This window comes from Pimelobacter simplex, from assembly GCF_024662235.1.
GTDB lineage: Bacteria > Actinomycetota > Actinomycetes > Propionibacteriales > Nocardioidaceae > Nocardioides.
This window is the reverse complement of the sequence record NZ_CP096276.1, coordinates 2929080-2949201: the sequence shown is the minus strand read 5'-3', so window position 1 is coordinate 2949201 and position 20122 is coordinate 2929080. Positions and strand designations below refer to the sequence as shown.

The following is a 20122-nucleotide window of genomic DNA, read 5'->3' as shown; positions in this document are numbered from 1 at the left end:
GGACTAGGCTCCCGGCACGATCCGCAGGTCGCGCTCCGCGCCGTCACCGAGCGCGGCCAGCGCCTCCTGGTAGGCGGGGGTGTCGTGGGCTGCGACGGCCGCCTCGACGCTCGCGAACTCGATGATGACCACGCGCTCCTGGAGCCCGGCCTCGTAGACCTGCTCGGGCAGGCCGCGGGCCAGGAAGGTGCCGCCGGCCTCGACCAGGGCGGGCAGGGCGAGCGCGGCGTAGGCCGCCAGCTTGTCGGCGTCGTGCACGGCGCGGTAGTTGCTGATCCAGTAGGCAGGCATGGGGTCATCCTGCCGGAGACCCGGTCGGCGATAATCAGCCCATGCCTGATCTGTCCACCGAGGACCAGAAGCTCGTCACCCTCGCCCGCGCCACCCGTGCGCGCATCCAGGCCGCGGAGGGTGCGGCGGTGCGCGACACCGACGGCCGCACGTACGCCGCCGCGACCGTCGACCTGCCGTCGCTGCGGCTCACGGCGGTCCAGGCCGTCGTGGCGATGGCGGTGGCGTCCGGGGCCTCGGGGGTCGACGCGTGCGTGGTGCTGGGTGAGGGCGCGAGCCTCGCCGAGGCCGACGGCGCGGTGCTGGGGGAGTTCGCGGGCGCGGCGGGCGTCGTCGTCCACGTGGGCGACCCGCGCGGCACGATCAGAGACACCCTCACCCGCCCATGACAGATGTCACGGCCGGGTCGTGACGCCTGCCCGAGGTCCCGCGGCGCCCGCGCCGTGAGGCTGGGGGCATGACGACGAACACGACTGCGCCGGCCGTCCGGCTGGCGGGAGTGACCAAGGAGTTCGGCGACGTCCGAGCCGTGCGAGGGATCGACCTCGCGCTGCGGCCCGGCGAGATCGTGGCCTTCCTCGGTCCCAACGGAGCGGGCAAGACCACGACCATCGACATGGTGCTGGGGCTCACGAAGCCGACCAGCGGCACGGTCGAGGTCCTCGGGATGGAGCCGCGCAAGGCGATCGCGCGCGGCCTGGTCTCGGCGGTGATGCAGACCGGCGGCCTGCTCAAGGACCTCACGGTCCGCGAGACGGTGGCCTACACGGCGAGCCTGTTCGCCGACACCCGGCCGGTCGACGAGGTGCTGGAGCGCGCGGGCATCACCGGGCTGGCCGACCGCAAGGTGGCCAAGTGCTCGGGCGGTGAGCAGCAGCGGCTGCGGTTCGCGATGGCGCTGCTGTCCGATCCCGCGCTGCTGCTGCTCGACGAGCCGACCACCGGCATGGACGTCGAGGGCCGGCGCGCCTTCTGGAGCGCGATCCGCGACGACGCGGGCAGCGGCCGCACGGTGCTCTTCGCGACGCACTACCTCGAGGAGGCCGACCAGTACGCCGACCGGATCGTCCTGATCAGCCAGGGTCAGGTCGTCGCCGACGGCACCGGCCCCCAGATCCGCGCCCTCGCCTCGGGCCGCACGATCCGGGCCTGGCTGCCCGGCGCCGACGTCGAGGCGATCACCGCGCTCGGCGGCGTCGACCACGTCGAGGTGCGCGGGGAGTCGGTGACGATCCACGCCAAGGACAGCGACACCGTCGCGCGCTACCTGCTCACCGAGACGTCCGCCCGGGACCTGGAGATCGCGGCCAAGGGCATCGAAGAGGCGTTCCTCAGCCTGACCGGACAAGGAGACCACGCATGAGCACGAGCACCCTCGACCCCGCCACCCGCCGGGTCCCGCCCCTCGGGGGCCTCAACCGCACCGTGCTCGGCATCGAGCTGCGCCGGATGCTGCGCAACCGCCGCACGGTGATCTTCACGCTCCTCCTCCCGGCCGCGCTGATGCTCAGCTTCGGCGGCCAGTCCGGCTGGGACGAGAAGGCCGGCGTCGGCAACGTCGGCGCCTACATCCTCGCCTCCATGGCCATGTACGGCGCCGCCCTCACCGCCGCGGCCGGCGGCTCGATGGTCGCGCTGGAGCGCTCGCTGGGCTGGTCGCGCCAGCTCCGGCTGACGCCGCTGCACCCGGTGGCGTACATCCTGATGAAGGCGTTCGTCGCCCTCGTCATGGGGGCGCTCGCGATCGCCGCGGTCAACGTGGTCGGCATCCTCCAGGGCAAGGCCGAGATGCCCACCAGCACGTGGATCCAGTGCGGCGTGCTCGCGCTCGTCTGCACGCTGACCTTCGCCGCGCTCGGTGTCTTCGTCGGGTACGTCGTCCCGGGCGAGAACGCCATGCAGATCCTCGGCCCCGGCCTGGCGCTGCTGTCGTTCCTGGGTGGCCTGTTCATCCCCCTCAGCCAGTACGCCGAGGCGGTCCGCATGGTCGCCTACTGGACCCCCATGTACGGCGTCGCCGAGGTGGTCCGCGCCCCGCTCACCCACGAGCTGCCCTGGTACGCGGTGGTCAACGCCGTCGGCTGGTGCACGCTGTTCGTGGCCGGCGCGGCCTGGAGAATGTCGAAGGACACCGCACGCGTGTGAGCACTACCGTGGATCCCATGAGCGAGACCGCGCCTGCCGCACCGGGAATGGTCGGCAGGCGCGGTCCGTGGTTCGCCGCGATCTGGCTCTTCTTCCTCATCGACCCGGTGCGGGCGGGTTTCCAGGCCGACGACCGGGTCCGCGGCCTGGCGGGCGTCGCGACCACTGCGGTCTTCGCGGCGGTCTACATGCTGCTGTGGTGGCGGATGCGGGCCCGCGCCCAGGCCCTCGGCGACCCGGTCGGCGAGACACCGGGCGCCGGCGGCACGCTGCTGCTGACCCTGACCGCTCTCGGCGTGCTGATGATGGTGCTGCTGGGGGAGCCGGGCGTCGCGTGCCTGGTCTACGTCGCGGTCGCCGCGGTGATGGTGCTGCCGTTCCGCTGGGCGGCGCCGACGGTGGTCGCGATCGCCGTCACCGCGGTGCTGCTGGGTCTGCTGCCGGGCTGGGAGTTCGAGTTCGGTGTGGCGTTCGGCGTGATGGCCGCCGCGATCGCGGTCTTCGGGATGCGCACGATCATCAGCCGCAACGCCCAGCTCGTCGCCGCCCACGCGCGCAACGCCGAGCTGGCCGTCGACAACGAGCGCTCCCGCTTCGCCCGCGACCTGCACGACATCCTGGGCCACTCGCTGACCGTGATCACGATCAAGGCCGAGCTGGCGGGGCGGCTGATCGACGTCGACCCCGAGCGAACGCGCGCCGAGCTGGCCGACCTCGAGCGGCTCAGCCGCGACGCCCTGGCCGACGTACGGCGGGCGGTCGAGGGCTATCGCGACCTCACCCTGCCCGGCGAGCTGGCCCGGGCGCGCACCGCGCTCGGCGCGGCCGAGATCGAGGCGACCCTGCCCAACAGCGCCGAGGACGTGCCGAGCGAGCTGCGCGAGCTGTTCGCCTGGACCGTGCGCGAAGGAGTGACCAACGTGATCCGCCACTCGGGCGCCCGCCACTGCGAGGTGCTGCTCGGCCCCGGCCGCGCCGAGGTCCGCGACGACGGCGCCGGCCCGAGCGTCCCGTCCCCGCGCGGCTCCGGACTGACCGGCCTGCAGGAGCGGGCCGCCGCCCTCGGCGCGCGGCTCGTCACCACCCGGCTCGACCCGGGCTGGTCGGTGGCGGTGGTGGTCGAGTGAGCACCACGACCATCCGGCTGCTGCTCGCCGACGACCAGGCGCTGGTGCGCGGCGCGCTGTCGGCCCTGCTGGGCCTGGAGCGCGACCTGGAGGTCGTCGCCGAGGTCGGCACGGGGGAGGAGGCGGTCGCCGTGGCCGCCGAGCTGCGCCCCGACGTCGCGCTGCTCGACGTCGAGATGCCCGGCATCGACGGCATCGCCGCCTGCGCCGAGCTGCGCCGGGTCGCGCCGGAGACGCGGGTGCTCATCGTCACCACGTTCGGGCGGCCGGGCTACCTGCGGCGCGCGCTCCAGGCCGGTGCCTCGGGCTTCGTGGTCAAGGACACGCCCGCGCCCCAGCTCGCGGACGCCGTACGCCGGGTGCACCAGGGCCTGCGCGTCGTCGATCCCGCCCTGGCCACGGACTCGCTGGTCAGCGGCGAGTCGCCGCTGACCGGACGGGAGTCCGACGTGCTGCGCGCGGCCCGCGACGGCGGCTCCGTGGCGGCCATCGCCGCGGCGCTCTTCCTCTCCGAGGGGACGGTGCGCAACCACCTCTCCTCGGCCATCGGCAAGACCGGTGCCAGCAACCGGACCGAGGCCGTTCTCGTCGCGGACGGGAATGGTTGGCTCTAGTCGCTGGTTGCAGCAGGTCAACCATCCCCCCGTCGACTGTCTGTGGACAGGAGTAAATTGCAACCCATGGCTAACAGTGCCTGGACGGAGCACGAGCGGGCCGTTCAGCGGCTCGCCGCCTCCTATGCGGCCATCCCCGCTGGTCAGCCCGTGCGGCTCGCGAAGCGCACCACCAACCTCTTCCGGGCCCGGGCGGCGACCGACGCCCCGGGTCTCGACGTCAGTGGCCTCTCCGGGGTCATCGAGGTCGTGCCCGACAGCCCGGACGGCCCGATCGCCGAGGTGCAGGGTATGTGCACCTACGAGGACCTGGTCGACGCGACGCTGCCCCACGGCCTGGTCCCGTACGTCGTCCCGCAGCTGCGCACGATCACGCTCGGCGGCGCTGTGACCGGTCTCGGCATCGAGTCCACGAGCTTCCGGCTGGGCCTGCCCCACGAGTCGGTGCTCGAGATGGACGTCTTCACCGGCGCCGGTGAGGTCGTCACGACCCGCCCCGGGGACGACCTCTTCGACGCGTTCCCCAACTCCTACGGCTCGCTGGGCTACTCCACGCGGCTGCGGATCAAGCTCGAGCGGGTGCCGTCGTACGTCGCGCTGCGGCACGTGCGCTTCGACGACGCCGAGCTGCTGGCCAAGACGATCGCCGAGATCACCGCGAGCCAGGACTACGACGGCGAGCCGGTGCACGGCCTCGACGGCGTCTCGTTCGGGCCCGGAGAGCACGTCCTCACGCTCGCCCGCTGGACCGACGAGCCCGGCCCGACCTCCGACTACGCCGGGCAGGACGTCTACTACCGCTCGCTCCGGACGACCGAGCGCGACCGGCTCACGGCGTACGACTACCTGTGGCGCTGGGACACCGACTGGTTCTGGTGCTCGGGTGCCTTCGGCGCCCAGAACCCGCGCCTGCGCAAGGTCTGGCCGCGCAGCCTGCGCCGCTCCGACGTCTACATGAAGCTGCTCAAGCTCGACCGCCGCTTCGACATCGCCGACCGGCTCGACCGCCGCGCCGGGCGTCCCCTGCGCGAGCGCGTGGTCCAGGACGTCGAGGTGCCGATCGACAGGCTGGGGGAGTTCCTCACCTGGTTCGACGACGAGATCGGCATGCGCCCGGTCTGGCTGTGCCCGCTGGTCTCGACCGGCGCGAGCACCGGCGGCCAGTGGCCGGTCTACCCGCTCGAGCCCGGCCGGCTCTACGTCAACATCGGCTTCTGGGGCACCGTGCACGTCGGCCCCGACCGGGTGAACGCCCCGCGCAACCGCGCGATCGAGGCCAAGGTCCACGAGCTCGGTGGGCACAAGTCCCTCTACTCCGAGGCGTTCTACGACAAGCCGACGTTCGACGCCCTCTACAACACGGCGCACCTCGACGAGGTCAAGCGCCGCTACGACCCTGACGAACGACTGACGAATCTCTACGACAAGGCGGTGAAGAGCAGATGACCGTGAAGGGCCGGGGCATCGCCCCCACGATCGAATCCCTGTTCCCAGGCGGGCTCAAGGTCTGGCTCAAGGCCTACGACGGCAGCGAGGCCGGCGCGCTGGACCAGCCCTACGGACTCGAGCTCGTCAACGAGCGTGGCCTCTCCTACATCATGACGGCGCCGGGCGACCTGGGCCTCGGCCGGGCCTACGTCGCCGGTGACCTCAAGCTGCACGGTGTCCACCCGGGCGACCCGTACGACGCCTTCTCGCTGCTCAAGGACAACACCGACTTCGGGATCCCGAAGCCGACCGAGCTGGTCGGCATCATCCGCGAGCTCGGCATCAGCCACCTGATCCCGCCGCCCCCGCCGCCCCAGGAGCACCTCCCCGGCTGGCGCCACCGGCTCGAGGGCCTGCGCGGGCTGAGCAAGTGGAGCCGGCACTCCCAGGAGCGCGACGCCGACGCGATCCACCACCACTACGACGTCTCGAACACCTTCTACGAGCACGTCCTCGGGCCGTCGATGACCTACACCTGCGCGGTCTTCCCGACCGAGGACGCCACCCTCGAGGAGGCCCAGGACCACAAGTACGACCTGATCTGCCGCAAGCTCGGCCTCAAGGAGGGCGACCGGCTGCTCGACCTCGGCTGCGGCTGGGGCGGCATGGTCCGCCACGCGGCCAAGCACTACGGCGTCAAGGCGCTCGGCGTCACGCTCTCCCGCGAGCAGGCCACGTGGGCGCAGGAGGAGATCAAGCGGCAGGGTCTCGACCACCTCGCCGAGGTGCGTCACTCCGACTACCGCGACGTCCCCGAGACCGACTTCGACGCGGTGAGCTCGATCGGCCTGACCGAGCACATCGGCGTCGACAACTACCCGGCGTACTTCGCGTTCATCCACGACCGGCTCAAGCCCGGCGGTCGGGTGCTCAACCACTGCATCACCCGCCACAACAACCAGGGCCGGGCCTCGGCGGGCGCCTTCATCGACCGCTACGTCTTCCCCGACGGCGAGCTGGCCGGCTCCGGCACGATCGCGCGCGCGGTCGAGGACGCCGGTCTCGAGGTGCAGCACCACGAGAACTTCCGCGAGCACTACGCGAAGACCCTCGCCGGCTGGTCCAAGAATCTCGCCGACAACTGGGACGCGTGCGTTGCCGAGACCGACGAGGGCACCGCGCGGGTGTGGGGCCTCTACATGGTCGGCTCCCGGATCGCCTTCGAGCGCAACGAGATCCAGCTGCACCACGTGCTCGCGACCAAGACCGTCGACGGCGTCAGCGGCTACCCGCTGCGCCACGAGTTCTGAGCTCGTCGCTGACCTGATCGCCAGGTCCGGCTGAACGGACGGCGGACAACCCGGGACCAAGGTCCCGGGTTGTCCCGATTTCGCCTCCGGGGGGTCTCCGGGACTGGCAGGCTGTCCCGTTGGGGGCTGGGGTCACGTCGTGACGTCCGGCAAGAGATCGGATGAGGACGGTCAGATGGCGCTGAGGCGTGCGATGACGCATGCGACGAAGTCGGTCGCGTGGATCGGGGTCGCCGTGCTCGGCCTCACGATGGTGCCCGCGGACGCGGCTCCGGCGGAGCCGCTCGCGCGCCGCGGTGCCTGCACGATCGTGGGTACGTCCGGCAACGACGTCCTGGTCGGCACCCCGCGCCGCGACGTGATCTGCGGCTTCGGCGGCAACGACCGGATCGACGGCCGCGGCGGCGACGACGTGATCCGCGGCGGCGACGGCGACGACATCATCAACGGCGGCCCCGGCAACGACCTGATCTGGGGCGGCGCGGGCAATGACGTGATCCGGGGCGGGGACGGCAACGACCGGATCCGCGGCGGCGGCGGCAATGACGTCCTCTACGGCGGCCGCGGCAACGACGGCCTGCGCGGCGGCGCCGGCGACGACCGGCTCTACGGCGGTCCCGGCATCGACCGGCTCTGGGGCAAGGCCGGGCACGACGTGCTCTCCGGCGGCCCGGGCCGTGACGGGCTCAGCTGCGGCACCGGCGGCGACAAGGTCGTCGGCGGCAAGGGCGACAACGTCGGCAAGGACTGCGGTCCGCGCAAGCCGGACCCCGACCCCGAGCCCGAGCCGGGCCCGGGCGACCCGTTCGCGGTCGACGACTCCTTCGCCACCGACGAGGACACGGTCCTCGAGCTGCCGGCCACCGGCCCGGGCAGCCCGGTCGCCAACGACACCGACCCCGACGACGACGTCCTGACCGTCACCGCGGTCGGCACGGCCACGGGAGGCACCGTCGTGCTGGCGGGCGGCACCATCCGGTTCACGCCGACCCCCGACCTGTGCGGTCCCACCGCCGGCGGCTTCGCCTACACGGTCTCCGACGGCACCGGGCGCAGCGCCGCCGGTCGCGTCGTCGTCGCCATCACCTGCGTGGACGACGACCCGGTCGCCGCCGACGACACCGCCACCGTCGCCGAGGACAGCGCCGCGAGCCCGGTCGACGTCCTGGCCAACGACACCGATGCCGACGACGACGACCTGGTCATCGGCGCGGTCACCCAGCCCGACCACGGCACCGTGGTGCTCGCGAGCGGCGGGACCGGGCTGACCTACGCGCCCGACGCGAACTACTGCAACTCCGGCGCCGGTGACGACCCGGACACGTTCACCTACGAGCTCACCCCGGGCGGGTCCACCGCGACGGTGCGGATGTCCGTGACCTGCGTGGACGACGCCCCCGTCGCGGTCGACGACGCCGTCACGGTCGGCGAGCACGCCCCCTGGACCGACCTGGACGTCCTGGCCAACGACACCGACGTCGACGGCGGCCCCAAGGAGGTCACCGGGGTGACCCTGCCAAGCCACGGCGAGGTCGCCATCGCCCCGGGCGGCACGGGGGTGCGCTACCGCCCGGACCTGACCGCGGTGTGCGTCGCGCCCGCCACGGTGAGCGACACCTTCACCTACGTGGTCAACGGCGGCTCCGTCGCGACGGTCAGCGTCACGATCACCTGCGTCACGGACGCCGCGACCGCGGCCGACGACACCGCCACGGTGACCGAGGACGACCCGGCCACCGCGATCGACGTCCTCGACAACGACGACGCGCGTGACGAGACGCTGTCGATCGGCTCGGTCACCCAGCCCGACCACGGCACGGTCGTGATCACCGGCGGCGGCACCGGCCTGACCTACGTGCCCGACGCGGACTACTGCAACAGCCAGCCGGGCGGCACCCGCGACTCGTTCACCTACACGCTCGCCCCGAGTGGGGCGACGGCGACCGTGCGCGTCGCGGTGACCTGCGTCGTGGACCCGCTCGAGGTCAACGACGACACCGCCACGGTGACCGAGGACGACCCGGCCACCGCGATCGACGTCCTCGCCAACGACGGCGACCCCGAGGGTGGGACGCTGTCGATCACCGCGGTCACCCAGCCGGACCACGGCACGGTCGTGATCACCGGCGGCGGCACCGGCCTGACCTACCGGCCCGACGCGGACTACTGCAACAGCCAGTCCGGCGGTTCGCCCGACACCTTCACCTACACCGTCAACGACGGTCCCACCGCGACCGTGCGGGTCACCGTGACCTGCGTGACGGACGCCGCCACCGCGGCCGACGACACCGCCACGGTGACCGAGGACGACCCGGCCACCGCGATCGACGTCCTCGACAACGACGACGCGCGTGACGAGACGCTGTCGATCGGCTCGGTCACCCAGCCCGACCACGGCACGGTCGTGATCACCGGCGGCGGCACCGGCCTGACCTACGAGCCCGACGCGGACTACTGCAACAGCCAGCCGGGCGGCACCCGCGACACGTTCACCTACACGCTCGCCCCGAGTGGGGCGACGGCGACCGTGCGCGTCGCGGTGACCTGCGTCGTGGACCCGCTCATGCTCAACGACGACACCGCCACGGTGACCGAGGACGACGCGGCCACCACGATCCCGGTCCTCGCCAACGACACCGACCCCGAGGGCGGCCTCCTGGCGGTCACCGCGGTGACCCAGCCGGCCAACGGCATCGTCGTGATCACCGGCGGTGGCACGGCGCTGACCTACCGGCCGGCCGCGAACTACTGCAACAACCAGCCCGGCGGCACGCCCGACACCTTCACCTACACCGTCAACGACGGTCCCACCGCGACCGTGCGGGTCACCGTGGCGTGCGTCTACGACCCGCCGACCGCGAACGCGGACGCGGCCACGGTCGACGAGGACGCCTCGACCACCGTGCCGGTCACCGCCAACGACATCGCGGGCGACGACCCGGCGGTGGTGCAGTCGGTGACCCAGCCGCTCCACGGGTCCGTCTCGATCGTCCCGGGCGGCCTCGCGGTGAGCTACCTGCCGAACCCGAACTACTGCAACACCCCGAGCGGTCCGACCGACGACTTCACCTACACGCTCGGCGGCGGCTCCACCGCGACCGTGAAGATGACGGTCACCTGCGTGAACGACGCGCCCACGGCAGCACCCCAGTCCTTCACCGGCGTCTCCGCCGCGGTCGGCAACACCGCCCTCGTCGTCGCCCCGACCGGCGGCGGCACGCCGACCACGACCGGCGCGCGCAAGACGGTGGTGGGCAACCTGCTCACCGGCGCGGCCGACGTCGACAGCGGCACGCTCACCGTGCTCGCCGAGACGGTGACCAGCACCGGCGGCGGTACCGCGGTCCTGAAGGCCGACGGCGGCTTCGTCTACCACCCGCCGGCCGGGTGCACGGCGACCACCGACACCTTCACCTACCGGGTGAGCGACGGGTACGCCCCCACGCCGGGTACGGGCAGCGCCGTCGTCACGGTCAACCTCGCCGGCTGCGTCTGGTACGTCTCCAACGACGCCTCCGGCAACGCGGGCACCTCCGACGCGCCCTTCGACACGCTCGCGCAGGCCGCGACCGCCTCGAAGGCCAACGACACGATCTACGTCTCCGCGGGCACCGGTGACGCAACCGGTTACGCCGACGGCATCGTGCTCAAGAACGGTCAGCGGCTCCTGGGCGAGTCCCGCACCCTGGTCATCGGCGGCGTGACGCTCGCCGACGGCGTCCCCGGGGCACGGCCCCGGCTCGCCGCCACCGGTACCGACGTGGTCAGCCTCGCCAGCGGCAACACCGTGGCCGGCTTCGCCCTCGACCCGGCCGGCGTCAGCAGCGGCATCGCCGGCGGGACGGGCGACGCGAGCGGCACCGTCACCGACGTCCGGGTCACCGACACCGGCGCGGCCGGTACGGCGCCCGGCGTCGTGCTCGACGGCACCTCCGGCACGTTCGACCTCACCGACCTCGTCGTGGACAACACCGCCGCGAGCGGTCCCACGAGCGGCTCGATCGGCCTCAAGCTCCGCGCCGCGGGCACGGTCAAGATCAGCGGCCAGAACCGCCTCCTCGTCACGGGCGCCCCGGCGTTCACCTCCGACAGCACGGCGCTCCAGGGCAGCCAGATCGACCGGGTGCTCGTGACCGGCTCGGCGACGGGGGGTGTGAACCTGCTCAACAGCACCGGTGCGGTCACGCTCGGCAAGATCGAGCTCGAGACCACCGCCGGCTCGACCGCCGCGCTGCGCCTGCAGAACACCGGGGCGATCACCACGACCGACGCGACCAGCACGATCACCGCCACCGGCGGTCCCGCGGTCGAGATCAACGACGCCCCGGCCTCGCAGCTCGAGCTCGCCACGGTCTCCTCGGCCCACAGCGCGAGCCGCGGCATCTCGATCACCGGGCTCACCAGCGGCAGCTTCAAGGCCAACGGCGGCACCGTGAGCGACCACACCACCACCGCCTTCTACGTCGACGGCGGCAACGGCACCGTCACCTACGCCGGGGCGATCAACGACGGCGTGGGCGGCTCGGTCGAGGTCCGCGGACGGAGCGGCGGCACGGTCACCGCGTCCGGCACGATCACCGACTCCACCGACATCGGCGGCGGCGTGCTGGTCACCGGCAACACGGGCGGCAACACCGTCCTGAGCGGCGCGGGCTCCACCGTCCGGTCCGGTGCCGCCGACGGCATCGTGCTGTCGTCCAGCTCCGGCCACACCCTCACCCTCAGCGGGGGCGGCCTGCAGGTGGCGAGCACCAGCGGCAAGGGCGTCGACGCGGCCGGCGGTGGCACCCTGAACGTCACCGGGACCGGCAACCGGATCGCCTCCACGACCGGACGCGCGCTCGGCGTGGCGAACACCCAGATCGGCAGCGGCAACCTGGTGCTCGAGAGCGTCAGCAGCAACGGCGCACCCAACGGCATCCGCCTGGTCGCGACCGGCACCGCCGGCTCGCTCCGGGTCACGGGTGCCGGTGGCACCTGCACCCCGGGGAGCACCGCGGGCTGCACCGGCGGCGAGATCGCCAACAGCACCGGCTCCTCCCCGAGCGGCGATGCGCCGGACGGCACGGGTGTCGTGCTCAGCGACACCCAGGCGCCCTCGCTGACCCGGATGTGGATCCACGGAGCGGGCAACTACGCGCTGCGCGGTGACCGCACCCGAGGCCTGACGTTCGCCGAGAGCGTCGTCAACGGCCTCAACGGCGACGCCGACACGGACTCCGCCGTGGTGCTCACCGAGCTCTCCGGCACGGCGTCCATCGCCCGGACCCACCTCAGCGGCGGGTACAGCGACACCCTGCGGGTTACCAACACCACCGGCGACCTGGGCCGGCTCACCGTCGACACGGTCACCTTCGGCCTCAACGGCAACCGGCCGCAGAACGACGCCCTCCAGCTCGACGCCAGCGGCGCCGCCGGTGACTTCCCGGTCACCGTCACCGCCAGCACCTTCCAGGGCGCGGCCGGCGACCAGCTGCAGTACGGCAACGCCGCCACCAAGCGGGGCGACCTCGTCGTGACCGACAACGTGTTCACCAACACCCACCCGGCGATCAGCGCCGGCGGTGGCGGCGTCACGGTCACCGAGGGCGGCACCACGTCGCTCGACGCGACGGTCACCGGCAACCAGCTGACCGGCGCCGTCGGCCCGGGCTTCCTGTTCGCCAAGGCGCCCGGCTCGGGCGTCCAGCGCGGCACCTTCGCCAACAACCGGATCGGCACCGCGGGGGTCGACAGCTCCGGCTCCCTCTCGGCCTCGGGCCTCAAGCTGCAGAACCTCGGCGGCGGCGGGATCGTGTGGGGCGTCACCGGCAACCAGGTCCGCGGCTACAACACCTATGGTGTCGAGGTCGTCGCCGGCGGTGGCGGCGGTGCGCAGTCCGGGGCCGTGCAGACCACGGTCACCGGCAACGTCATCGCCCAGCCCGGTACGGCGTCCGCCACCCTGGGCATCCCCAAGCAGGGTCTGCACTACAACATCGGCACCACAGCCGGGGACACGTTCGAGGCCTGCGCCGACATCCAGAACAACACCCTGACCGGCAGCGGCGCCGACGGGAACCCGGCGACCGGGATGAACGTCGACGTACGGCTGCGCCAGCGCCAGCTCACCACCTTCCGGCTGCCCGGCTACGCGGGCGCGAACAACGGCAACGCGGCTGTCGAGAGCTTCCTGGCGACGCGCAACGTCGCCGGCGCCACCGTGCGCGCCGAGAACAGCGTCGCCTCCGGGGGCGGCGGGTTCGTCGGCGCCGGTCTCTCGTGCCCGGCGGTGCCCTGACCATGACCAGCACCCACCCGAGGAGGCCCCGTGTCTAGTCCCTTCCTGTCCGAGATCCGGCTGATGTCCTTCAACTTCCCGCCCAGGGGCTGGGCGTTCTGCAACGGGCAGTACCTGCCCATCAACCAGAACCAGGCGCTGTTCGCGCTGCTCGGCACCACCTACGGCGGCAACGGCCAGACCACCTTCGCGCTGCCCGACCTGCGCGGCCGGGTGCCGATCCACATGGGTCAGGGGTTCACCCTGGGGCAGCAGGTCGGCGAGGAGGCGCACACGCTGACGTCCGGCGAGATGCCGCAGCACGTGCACCCGGTCCTGGGCTCGTCGGCCACCAGCGGGGGATCGGCGAGTCCTGCGGGGATGTACCTCGGCGCCGCCAACAACGTCTACCGCTCCGGCAACCCCAGCCAGACCCTGCACCCGAGCACGGTCGGCACGGCCGGCGGCAACCAGGCGCACCTCAACATGCAGCCCTACCTGACCCTGAGCTTCTGCATCGCGCTCGTGGGCATCTTCCCGAGCCAGAACTGAGGAGAACGCCATGAGCCAACCCTTCGTCGGCGAGATCCGGCTCTTCGCCGGGAGCTTCGCCCCCAACGGCTGGATGCTGTGCCAGGGCCAGGTGCTGCCGATCTCCGAGTACGAGACCCTCTTCAACCTGATCGGCACGACCTACGGCGGGGACGGCCAGGAGACCTTCCGGCTGCCGGACCTCCAGAGCCGGGTCCCGATCCACCAGGGCACCCGCCCCGGCGGATCCACCTACCAGATCGGCGAGACGGGCGGGAGCGAGAGCGTCACGCTGAGCCCCCAGCAGATGCCGATCCACAGCCACGGCTTCGGCGTGGTGCAGGGTCTGCCGGGCACCCAGGTCAGCCCGGCCGGCAGCGTGCCGGCGATGTCGCTGAACGTGGTGCCCTACATCAACGAAGCGGTGGTCGATCCCGGGCAGGCGGCGAACCGGTTCGCGCCGGGGGCGATCACGCCGATCGGCGGCAACCAGCCGCACGAGAACATGCAGCCCTACCTGACCATCAACTTCATCATCTCGCTCTTCGGCGTCTTCCCGAGCCAGAGCTGAGGAGTACGCCATGAGTGACCAGTTCGTCGCCGAGATCCGCATCTTCCCGTTCAACTTCGCCCCCACGGGATGGGCGATGTGCAACGGTCAGCTGCTCCCGATCTCGCAGAACACCGCCCTCTTCTCGTTGCTGGGCACCTACTACGGTGGCGACGGCAAGGCGACCTTCGCGCTGCCGAACCTCCAGGACAGCGCGCCGCTCCAGCAGGGTCAGGGTCAGGGGTTGAGCGATCACTTCCTGGGCGAGGCATCGGGGGTGCCCACCGTGACGCTGCTCCAGAGCGAGATGCCCTCGCACACCCACCAGCTCCACGCCAACACCACCGACCCGGGTGACACCAGCGTGCCGAGCGCGACCGCGACCTTCGCCACGTCGTCGGGGGGCGCGCTCTACCAGCCCGCGACGGCACTCAGCGCCCTGGCGCCGCTGGCCCTCGGGATCGCCGGCGGTGGCTTCCCGCACAACAACATGCAGCCGTCGCTGACGCTCAACTTCTGCATCGCGCTCCAGGGCATCTTCCCGCAACGCCCATGACCACCCTGACCCTGCGTCCCGCCGCGGCGGCCGACGAACCCTTCCTCCTCGCGCTGTACGCCGCCGGGCGGGCCACCGAGCTCGACCAGGTCGCCTGGCCGCCGGGGCAGCGGGAGGCGTTCGTCGCGATGCAGCACGACCTGCGCGAGCGCCAGTACCGCGCGGCGTACCCGGACGCCGAGCACAGCGTGGTCGAGGTCGCCGACCACCCGGCCGGCCGGCTCCTCGTGAACCGGGGCGAGCGCGAGATCGGGATCGTCGACATCGCGCTGCTGCCCACCCACCAGGGCCAGGGGATCGGCGGCACGCTGCTGCGGCGGCTGCTCGACGACGCCGCGGCCACCGGTGACGGCGTCCCGGTGTCGCTGCAGGTCGAGCGGGCCAGCCGGGCCCGGGCGCTCTACGAGCGGCTGGGCTTCGTGGTGGTCGCCAAGGACGACGTCCGCCTGTCCCTCACCTGGCGGCCGTCATGACGCGGGTCCTGCGCTCAGGCGAAGGCCGCCTCGTAGCGCATCCGGTCGCCGCTCGGGCCGAGCGGCACCAGGAACAGCGCGGTCTCGCCGAGGCCGGCGTGCCGCACGGTCCAGGTCGCCTGCTCCAGCACGGGCGTCGCCGGTCCGGTGAAGAGCAGCGAGAACTGCCGTCGCTGGGCGCCGTCGGGCCCCGCGCCGCCGGCCACGTCGCGGACCGCGACCTCGTCGAGCGCCAGCGCGAACGCGGCGCCGTCCGGGAGCGCGACCTCGAAGGGGTCGCCCACCAGTGCCGAGAAGTCGTCGGCGTCGAACCACGTACTCACGTCCCCACCCTAGCCAGGAGCCTTCGATGACCGACCTGAGCCGTCGTACCGTCCTCGCCACCGGAGCCACCGGCGTCGCCGTCACCCTGGTCGGGCTGCCCGGTGGCGCCCAGGCGGCACCGCTCGCGCCGGCCGCCCCCGCGGCCCGCACCTTCACCCGGGAGGCCAAGCTCTACCGGCGCAAGCGGTTCGTCGCGCAGCGCAAGGCGCGCTTCCGGGTCACCGGTCCGGGGGTGGCGATCAAGATGCGCCTGGTCACGGTCCGCGACATCCCGCGGGTGAGCCGCGGCTCCAACCGCAGCTTCGAGCTCACCTTCACCGCGCCGCGGCGCGGGCCCGAGCAGGGGACCTACACCTTCAAGCGGCGCCGGTTCGCCAAGACCTCGCTGTTCCTGGTGCCCACCGACGAGACCCGCCGGGTCTACCGCGCGACGGTCAACAACCGCTGAACGTCGTACCGGCCGGTGCCGATAGCCTGAACCGGTGAGCACCCGCGCCCAGCAGTACGACGCCACCGTGGTGGCGCGCGAGCAGGTGACGCCCCACCTGGTGCGGCTGACCCTCGACGTACCGGGCTTCGTCTCGACCGGCATCGCCGACGAGTGGGTGGGCCTGGTCGTGCCGGGCCAGTTCCAGAGCCGCTACTACACGGTGCGCTCCGTCGACGGCACGCGCCTGGTGCTCGACGTCGTGGTCCACGCGACGGGTCTGGTCACCGAGTGGGCCTCCGGTCGCTCGGGTGACCCGGTCGGCCAGCAGGTCGTGCTGACCGAGGCCAAGGGCTCCTTCCTCCCGCCCGACGACGCGGGCTGGCTGCTGCTCGTCGGCGACCTCACCGCCCTGCCCGCGATGACCCGGATCGCCCGCGAGAACGCCGCCGCCCGACCCGTGCGGATCCTCGCCGAGGTGCCCGACGACTCCCGGATCGACGGCTACTTCCCCGACGCCGAGGGCGTCGAGGTGACCTGGCTGGCGCTGGGCGACGACGGGGCGAGCCGGCTCGCCGACGTCGTCGAGGACATCGCGTGGCCCGAGGGCCCCGGCTACTTCTGGATGGCGGGCGAGTCCGCCCAGATGCGCGCCATCCGCAAGCACCTCATGCGGGTGCGCAAGCTTCCCAGCACCCACTACGACGTGATGGGCTACTGGCGCTCGGTCGAGAAGCGGCAGCCGCGCGCGGTCGACCCCGGGCCGATCTGGCGCGCGGGCAAGGCCGCCGGCAAGTCCGACGAGGAGATCTGGGCCGACTACGACGCTGCACAGGGAGATGCCGAGCGATGAACGACCAGCACGACGACGAGGACGACTTCGACGACGAGCTCGACGACGAGTTCGACGAGGACTTCGGCGCGCTCCCGCCCCCGGCCGCCCCGGTGGCGCCGGTGTTCGGCAGCGGCGAGGTCCCCGAGGGCTACCGCAGCGGCTTCGCCTGCTTCGTGGGCCGTCCCAACGTCGGCAAGTCCACGCTGACCAACGCGCTCGTCGGCCAGAAGATCGTCATCACCTCCGACAAGCCGCAGACCACGCGCACCGTCGTGCGCGGCATCGTGCACCGCCCCGACGGCCAGCTGGTGCTGGTCGACACCCCCGGCCTGCACCGTCCCCGCACGCTCCTGGGCGAGCGGCTCAACGACCTGGTCAAGACCACGTGGGCCGAGGTCGACGTGGTCGCCGTCTGCTTCCCGGCGGACGAGAAGATCGGCCCCGGCGACACGTTCCTGGTCAACGAGCTGGCCAAGGTCCGCCGGACGACCAAGATCGCGGTGGCCACCAAGACCGACCTCGTCACCCCCGACCGGATCGGCGAGCACCTGCTCGACATCGCCGAGCTCGGCCGCACCACCGGCACCGAGTGGGCCGAGATCGTGCCCGTCTCCTCGGTCGGCGGCGACCAGATCGGTCTGCTGGGCGACCTCCTCGTCGGCCTCATGCCCGAGGGCCCGCCGCTCTACCCCGACGGCGACCTGACGGACGCGCCCGAGGAGATCCTCGCCGCCGAGCTGATCCGCGAGGCCGCGCTCGACGGCGTACGCGACGAGCTGCCGCACTCCATCGCCGTCGTGGTCGAGGAGATGGGCCTGCGCGAGGGCCGCCCCGACGACAAGCCACTGCTCGACATCCACGCCAACCTCTACGTCGAGCGCGACTCCCAGAAGGGCATCGTGATCGGCAAGAAGGGCGCCCGGCTGCGCCAGGTCGGCACCGCCGCGCGCCAGCAGATCGAGGCGCTCCTCGGTACGCCGGTCTACCTCGACCTGCACGTCAAGATCGCCAAGGACTGGCAGCGCGACCCGCGGCAGCTGCGCAAGCTCGGCTTCTGAGAGCCGGCCGGCGGGCGGTGGGTCAGTCGGTCGTCCAGCAGCGGCCGAACTTCTGACCCATCTCCCACTGCTCCTTGGTGGGCCACTCGTAGCCCCACTTGAACGACAGCGGGTCGGCGGCGACGTCGGCCGCGGCGTCCTCGCAGCGGGTGCGGCCGGCGCTGCGGACCTTGTTCTGGCCCGGGTAGCTCGCCTGGTCGAACGCGATCACCTCGATCGCCCGCCACGAGTGCTTGGCCGAGCAGCGGACCCGCTCGAAGTTCTTGGCATCCGGCGCAGCCGTGCCGCACATGGCGTACTTGTCGGGCGTCTTCGCTCCGCGCAGCGCGCCCTTGAGGTCGCTGTCGAGGCCGGCCAGCTGGGCCGAGCCGTCGAGGAGCACGGCGTCGCAGCGGAACCAGGTGGCCCCGGCGTCCGACTCGTCGACGGTGGGGGTGAACCAGATCGAGCGGACCATGCTCAGCCGGACGTCGGTGAGGCTGCCGCCGAGGTACTTCTCGAGGCGGCCCGGGCAGGCCTGCGCGACCTGGTCCTGGACCCGCTCGGAGTCGACCGCGACGAGGTGCCCGTCGACGACGGCGTCGGTGTTGCCGACCGAGAACGTCACGCTGGTGTGCTGCTGGCCGCAGTCGACCGGCTCCACCTCGGACGTCGGCGCGACCGCCGCGTCGAAGGGCAGCTGGTAGCAGGCGCCGACCGCGGGTCCGGGCGCCGGCGGGGGAGCGGGGGTCTGGGTGGCGGCCGCCTTGGTCGGCTCGTTGCCGGCCTTCTTGTCGGCCTCGCCACCGGAGCTGCACCCGGCCAGCAGGGCCACCAGGGCCGTGCCCGCCGCCAGCACCGGGGCCGTACGTCGCAGGATGCTCATCGCGTCACTCACTCGTCCTCGCCCAGCACACCGAGCGCCGGATGCCGGCGTCCCACTCGGCCTTGTGGAAGAAGGTGAACCCGTACTCGAACTCGGCCGGGTAGTTCAGCCATGCCTTGACCGACGTCGCGCAGAAGGAGCGGGTCCGGCTCTCCATCACCCGGTCGCCGGGGTACTCGTCGTCGGGCTGGCCGAGCTTGACCGTGGTCACCGCCCGCCAGTCGTGCTCCTGGTTGCAGGGCACCTTCTCGCCCTCGCCGACCGATGCCCCCCGCGCACAGCTCAGCCAGCGGTCGGGCGCCCGCCCGGCCAGCATGTCGCGCGCCGTCTCGGGCAGCGGCCGGTACTCGGTGCTCGCGCTGCTGCCGCCGATCACGTCGCAGCGGTACCAGCGCGCGCCCTTCTTCCAGGCCTTCTCGGACGGCCGGAACCACGCCCAGCTCAGCGTCGTGCGCAGCACCAGGCTCTCGTCGGCGCCGACGAACTTCGCGAAGGCCGTCGCGCAGGTCTGGTAGGCGAACGTCCCGAGCGCCTTGTCGTCGTAGGCCGCGTCGTCGTACTCGCCGGGGAGGTCGCCGGTCGCGAACGTCTCGGCGGTGTGCTCCTGCGCACAGGGCACCGTCTTGGTCGCGTTGGCCGGCTTGGCGACGTCGTCCGGCGTCAGCTGCCGGCACAACCCGCTCGCCGGGACGTCGACCGCGTCGACCAGGTCCGGATCGGTGTTCTCGCCCTGGCTCTCGGCGCTGCACGCGCTCGTGCTGACGACCGCGGCGGCCAGCAGGAGGACGACGAGGGCGCGCCGCACCGTCATCGCTTCCCCTCTCGTACCGTCAGTCCACCAGCAGTGCGGCGATGGTAGCGCCCAGCGCATAGGCCCACCTCAACGCCGACGTCCAACGCGACCTCCCGGGCGCGGGCCTAGACACGTGGTGGGTGAGGAAACAGGAAGGTCCCCGCTCCCTCGATGGTCGGTTCCGGTGTGGGCCGAGACCCGAGGGCGTCCCAGACGGCGAACGCGGTCGCAAAGCGGACCGCCTCCTCGTTCGTGTCCGCGGGCGCGCCGCTCACGAGCAGGACCGTCACCACGTGGGCGACGTCGGACCGGTGAAGCGCATAGATCGCACCCGAGAGCGCTCCGTTGCGAAGGGCGTCGAAGTAAGGAGAGTCCGTGGGGGCAGTCGACCCGTAGGTCTCCTGGACCCAGTCGAGCATGTGCTCGCCGAGAACGACGCTCGGGTAGGTCGCCTCGCCCAGGCGCACCCGAACGTGAGCGAAATGCCCCCTGCCGTGCTGTTGCCGACGAAGGCAGAACTCGCCGTCCATGCCCGA

The 20122-nt window shown here is 72.3% G+C and carries 20 protein-coding genes; 15 read left to right on the top strand and 5 right to left on the bottom strand.

Going from position 1 to position 20122, the window contains the following annotated elements; genetic code table 11:
- Positions 1 to 3 precede the first annotated feature (3 nt).
- Entirely contained in the window at positions 4 to 291 is a 288-nt protein-coding gene (locus tag M0M48_RS14490) for a DUF1330 domain-containing protein (protein ID WP_215816840.1), read from the bottom strand.
- Positions 292 to 332: 41 nt separating this feature from the next.
- Between M0M48_RS14490 and M0M48_RS14485 the strand changes: the two genes are divergently transcribed.
- From M0M48_RS14485 to M0M48_RS14430, 12 genes are all read left to right on the top strand, one after another.
- Positions 333 to 680, top strand: coding sequence for a cytidine deaminase (locus M0M48_RS14485; RefSeq protein WP_257751685.1), 348 nt, complete (start codon positions 333 to 335; stop codon positions 678 to 680).
- A 68-nt stretch (positions 681 to 748) separates the two neighbouring features.
- A complete protein-coding gene (locus M0M48_RS14480) occupies positions 749 to 1654 on the top strand; it encodes an ABC transporter ATP-binding protein (RefSeq protein WP_257751684.1) in 906 nt (301 codons plus the stop codon).
- The gene (locus M0M48_RS14475; protein WP_215816837.1) at positions 1651 to 2436 is read left to right on the top strand and encodes an ABC transporter permease; all 786 of its coding nucleotides are present in this window, start codon (positions 1651 to 1653) and stop codon (positions 2434 to 2436) included. Before M0M48_RS14480 ends, M0M48_RS14475 begins: the two co-directional genes overlap by 4 nt.
- 17 nt (positions 2437 to 2453) lie before the next feature.
- A complete protein-coding gene (locus tag M0M48_RS14470) occupies positions 2454 to 3563 on the top strand; it encodes a sensor histidine kinase (RefSeq protein ID WP_257751683.1) in 1110 nt (369 codons plus the stop codon).
- A complete protein-coding gene (locus M0M48_RS14465; RefSeq protein ID WP_257751682.1) occupies positions 3560 to 4177 on the top strand; it encodes a response regulator transcription factor in 618 nt (205 codons plus the stop codon). Before M0M48_RS14470 ends, M0M48_RS14465 begins: the two co-directional genes overlap by 4 nt.
- A gap of 66 nt (positions 4178 to 4243) precedes the next feature.
- Positions 4244 to 5623: an FAD-binding oxidoreductase gene (locus tag M0M48_RS14460; protein ID WP_257751681.1), complete on the top strand. Its 1380-nt coding sequence runs from the start codon at positions 4244 to 4246 to the stop codon at positions 5621 to 5623.
- Positions 5620 to 6915: an SAM-dependent methyltransferase gene (locus M0M48_RS14455; protein WP_257751680.1), complete on the top strand. Its 1296-nt coding sequence runs from the start codon at positions 5620 to 5622 to the stop codon at positions 6913 to 6915. The genes M0M48_RS14460 and M0M48_RS14455 overlap by 4 nt, the downstream gene beginning before the upstream one ends.
- 193 nt (positions 6916 to 7108) lie before the next feature.
- The gene (locus M0M48_RS14450) at positions 7109 to 13195 is read left to right on the top strand and encodes an Ig-like domain-containing protein (RefSeq protein ID WP_257751679.1); all 6087 of its coding nucleotides are present in this window, start codon (positions 7109 to 7111) and stop codon (positions 13193 to 13195) included.
- A 30-nt stretch (positions 13196 to 13225) separates the two neighbouring features.
- A complete protein-coding gene (locus tag M0M48_RS14445) occupies positions 13226 to 13726 on the top strand; it encodes a phage tail protein (RefSeq protein WP_215816831.1) in 501 nt (166 codons plus the stop codon).
- 10 nt (positions 13727 to 13736) lie between these two features.
- Complete coding sequence (locus M0M48_RS14440) at positions 13737 to 14276, top strand: phage tail protein (RefSeq protein ID WP_257751678.1); 540 nt, start codon at positions 13737 to 13739, stop codon at positions 14274 to 14276.
- A 10-nt stretch (positions 14277 to 14286) separates the two neighbouring features.
- Positions 14287 to 14811 (top strand): phage tail protein, encoded by a 525-nt coding sequence (locus tag M0M48_RS14435; RefSeq protein ID WP_257751677.1) that lies wholly within the window; start codon positions 14287 to 14289, stop codon positions 14809 to 14811.
- On the top strand, positions 14808 to 15284 hold the full coding sequence (locus M0M48_RS14430) for a GNAT family N-acetyltransferase (protein ID WP_257751676.1): 477 nt from the start codon (positions 14808 to 14810) through the stop codon (positions 15282 to 15284). The genes M0M48_RS14435 and M0M48_RS14430 overlap by 4 nt, the downstream gene beginning before the upstream one ends.
- Positions 15285 to 15298: 14 nt before the next feature.
- On the opposite strand, the gene M0M48_RS14425 is transcribed toward M0M48_RS14430, so the two are convergent.
- Positions 15299 to 15607, bottom strand: a complete 309-nt coding sequence (locus tag M0M48_RS14425; protein ID WP_215816827.1) for a DUF6916 family protein — start codon at positions 15605 to 15607, stop codon at positions 15299 to 15301.
- A 26-nt stretch (positions 15608 to 15633) separates the two neighbouring features.
- Here M0M48_RS14425 and M0M48_RS14420 point away from each other — a divergent pair, with 26 nt between their 5' ends.
- From M0M48_RS14420 to era, 3 genes are read left to right on the top strand one after another with little or no spacing between them, the layout of a single operon-like run.
- A complete protein-coding gene (locus M0M48_RS14420) occupies positions 15634 to 16056 on the top strand; it encodes a DUF6916 family protein (RefSeq protein WP_257751675.1) in 423 nt (140 codons plus the stop codon).
- A gap of 34 nt (positions 16057 to 16090) precedes the next feature.
- Positions 16091 to 16888 carry a siderophore-interacting protein gene (locus M0M48_RS14415; protein WP_257751674.1) on the top strand — a complete coding sequence of 266 codons (798 nt, stop codon included), beginning with the start codon at positions 16091 to 16093 and terminating at the stop codon, positions 16886 to 16888.
- A complete protein-coding gene (gene era / locus M0M48_RS14410) occupies positions 16885 to 17928 on the top strand; it encodes a GTPase Era (RefSeq protein ID WP_257751673.1) in 1044 nt (347 codons plus the stop codon). Before M0M48_RS14415 ends, era begins: the two co-directional genes overlap by 4 nt.
- 22 nt (positions 17929 to 17950) lie before the next feature.
- Here era and M0M48_RS14405 read toward each other — a convergent pair whose 3' ends face one another.
- The 3 genes from M0M48_RS14405 to M0M48_RS14395 all read right to left on the bottom strand — a co-directional run bounded on the left by M0M48_RS14405 (position 17951) and on the right by M0M48_RS14395 (position 20116).
- Entirely contained in the window at positions 17951 to 18793 is an 843-nt protein-coding gene (locus M0M48_RS14405) for a septum formation family protein (RefSeq protein ID WP_257751672.1), read from the bottom strand.
- 4 nt (positions 18794 to 18797) lie between these two features.
- A complete protein-coding gene (locus tag M0M48_RS14400) occupies positions 18798 to 19604 on the bottom strand; it encodes a septum formation family protein (protein ID WP_257751671.1) in 807 nt (268 codons plus the stop codon).
- A 107-nt stretch (positions 19605 to 19711) separates the two neighbouring features.
- Entirely contained in the window at positions 19712 to 20116 is a 405-nt protein-coding gene (locus M0M48_RS14395; protein WP_257751670.1) for a hypothetical protein, read from the bottom strand.
- Positions 20117 to 20122 lie beyond the last annotated feature (6 nt).

What these genes read in the sequence shown, in the direction of transcription:
- M0M48_RS14490 (WP_215816840.1), bottom strand. Translation starts at nt 291, where the DNA reads ATGCCTGCCTACTGGATCAGCAACTACCGCGCCGTGCACGACGCCGAC.
- M0M48_RS14485 (WP_257751685.1), top strand. Translation starts at nt 333, where the DNA reads ATGCCTGATCTGTCCACCGAGGACCAGAAGCTCGTCACCCTCGCCCGC.
- M0M48_RS14480 (WP_257751684.1), top strand. Translation starts at nt 749, where the DNA reads ATGACGACGAACACGACTGCGCCGGCCGTCCGGCTGGCGGGAGTGACC.
- M0M48_RS14475 (WP_215816837.1), top strand. Translation starts at nt 1,651, where the DNA reads ATGAGCACGAGCACCCTCGACCCCGCCACCCGCCGGGTCCCGCCCCTC.
- M0M48_RS14470 (WP_257751683.1), top strand. Translation starts at nt 2,454, where the DNA reads ATGAGCGAGACCGCGCCTGCCGCACCGGGAATGGTCGGCAGGCGCGGT.
- M0M48_RS14460 (WP_257751681.1), top strand. Translation starts at nt 4,244, where the DNA reads ATGGCTAACAGTGCCTGGACGGAGCACGAGCGGGCCGTTCAGCGGCTC.
- M0M48_RS14455 (WP_257751680.1), top strand. Translation starts at nt 5,620, where the DNA reads ATGACCGTGAAGGGCCGGGGCATCGCCCCCACGATCGAATCCCTGTTC.
- M0M48_RS14450 (WP_257751679.1), top strand. Translation starts at nt 7,109, where the DNA reads ATGACGCATGCGACGAAGTCGGTCGCGTGGATCGGGGTCGCCGTGCTC.
- M0M48_RS14440 (WP_257751678.1), top strand. Translation starts at nt 13,737, where the DNA reads ATGAGCCAACCCTTCGTCGGCGAGATCCGGCTCTTCGCCGGGAGCTTC.
- M0M48_RS14435 (WP_257751677.1), top strand. Translation starts at nt 14,287, where the DNA reads ATGAGTGACCAGTTCGTCGCCGAGATCCGCATCTTCCCGTTCAACTTC.
- M0M48_RS14430 (WP_257751676.1), top strand. Translation starts at nt 14,808, where the DNA reads ATGACCACCCTGACCCTGCGTCCCGCCGCGGCGGCCGACGAACCCTTC.
- M0M48_RS14420 (WP_257751675.1), top strand. Translation starts at nt 15,634, where the DNA reads ATGACCGACCTGAGCCGTCGTACCGTCCTCGCCACCGGAGCCACCGGC.
- era (WP_257751673.1), top strand. Translation starts at nt 16,885, where the DNA reads ATGAACGACCAGCACGACGACGAGGACGACTTCGACGACGAGCTCGAC.
- M0M48_RS14405 (WP_257751672.1), bottom strand. Translation starts at nt 18,793, where the DNA reads ATGAGCATCCTGCGACGTACGGCCCCGGTGCTGGCGGCGGGCACGGCC.
- M0M48_RS14400 (WP_257751671.1), bottom strand. Translation starts at nt 19,604, where the DNA reads ATGACGGTGCGGCGCGCCCTCGTCGTCCTCCTGCTGGCCGCCGCGGTC.
- M0M48_RS14395 (WP_257751670.1), bottom strand. Translation starts at nt 20,116, where the DNA reads ATGGACGGCGAGTTCTGCCTTCGTCGGCAACAGCACGGCAGGGGGCAT.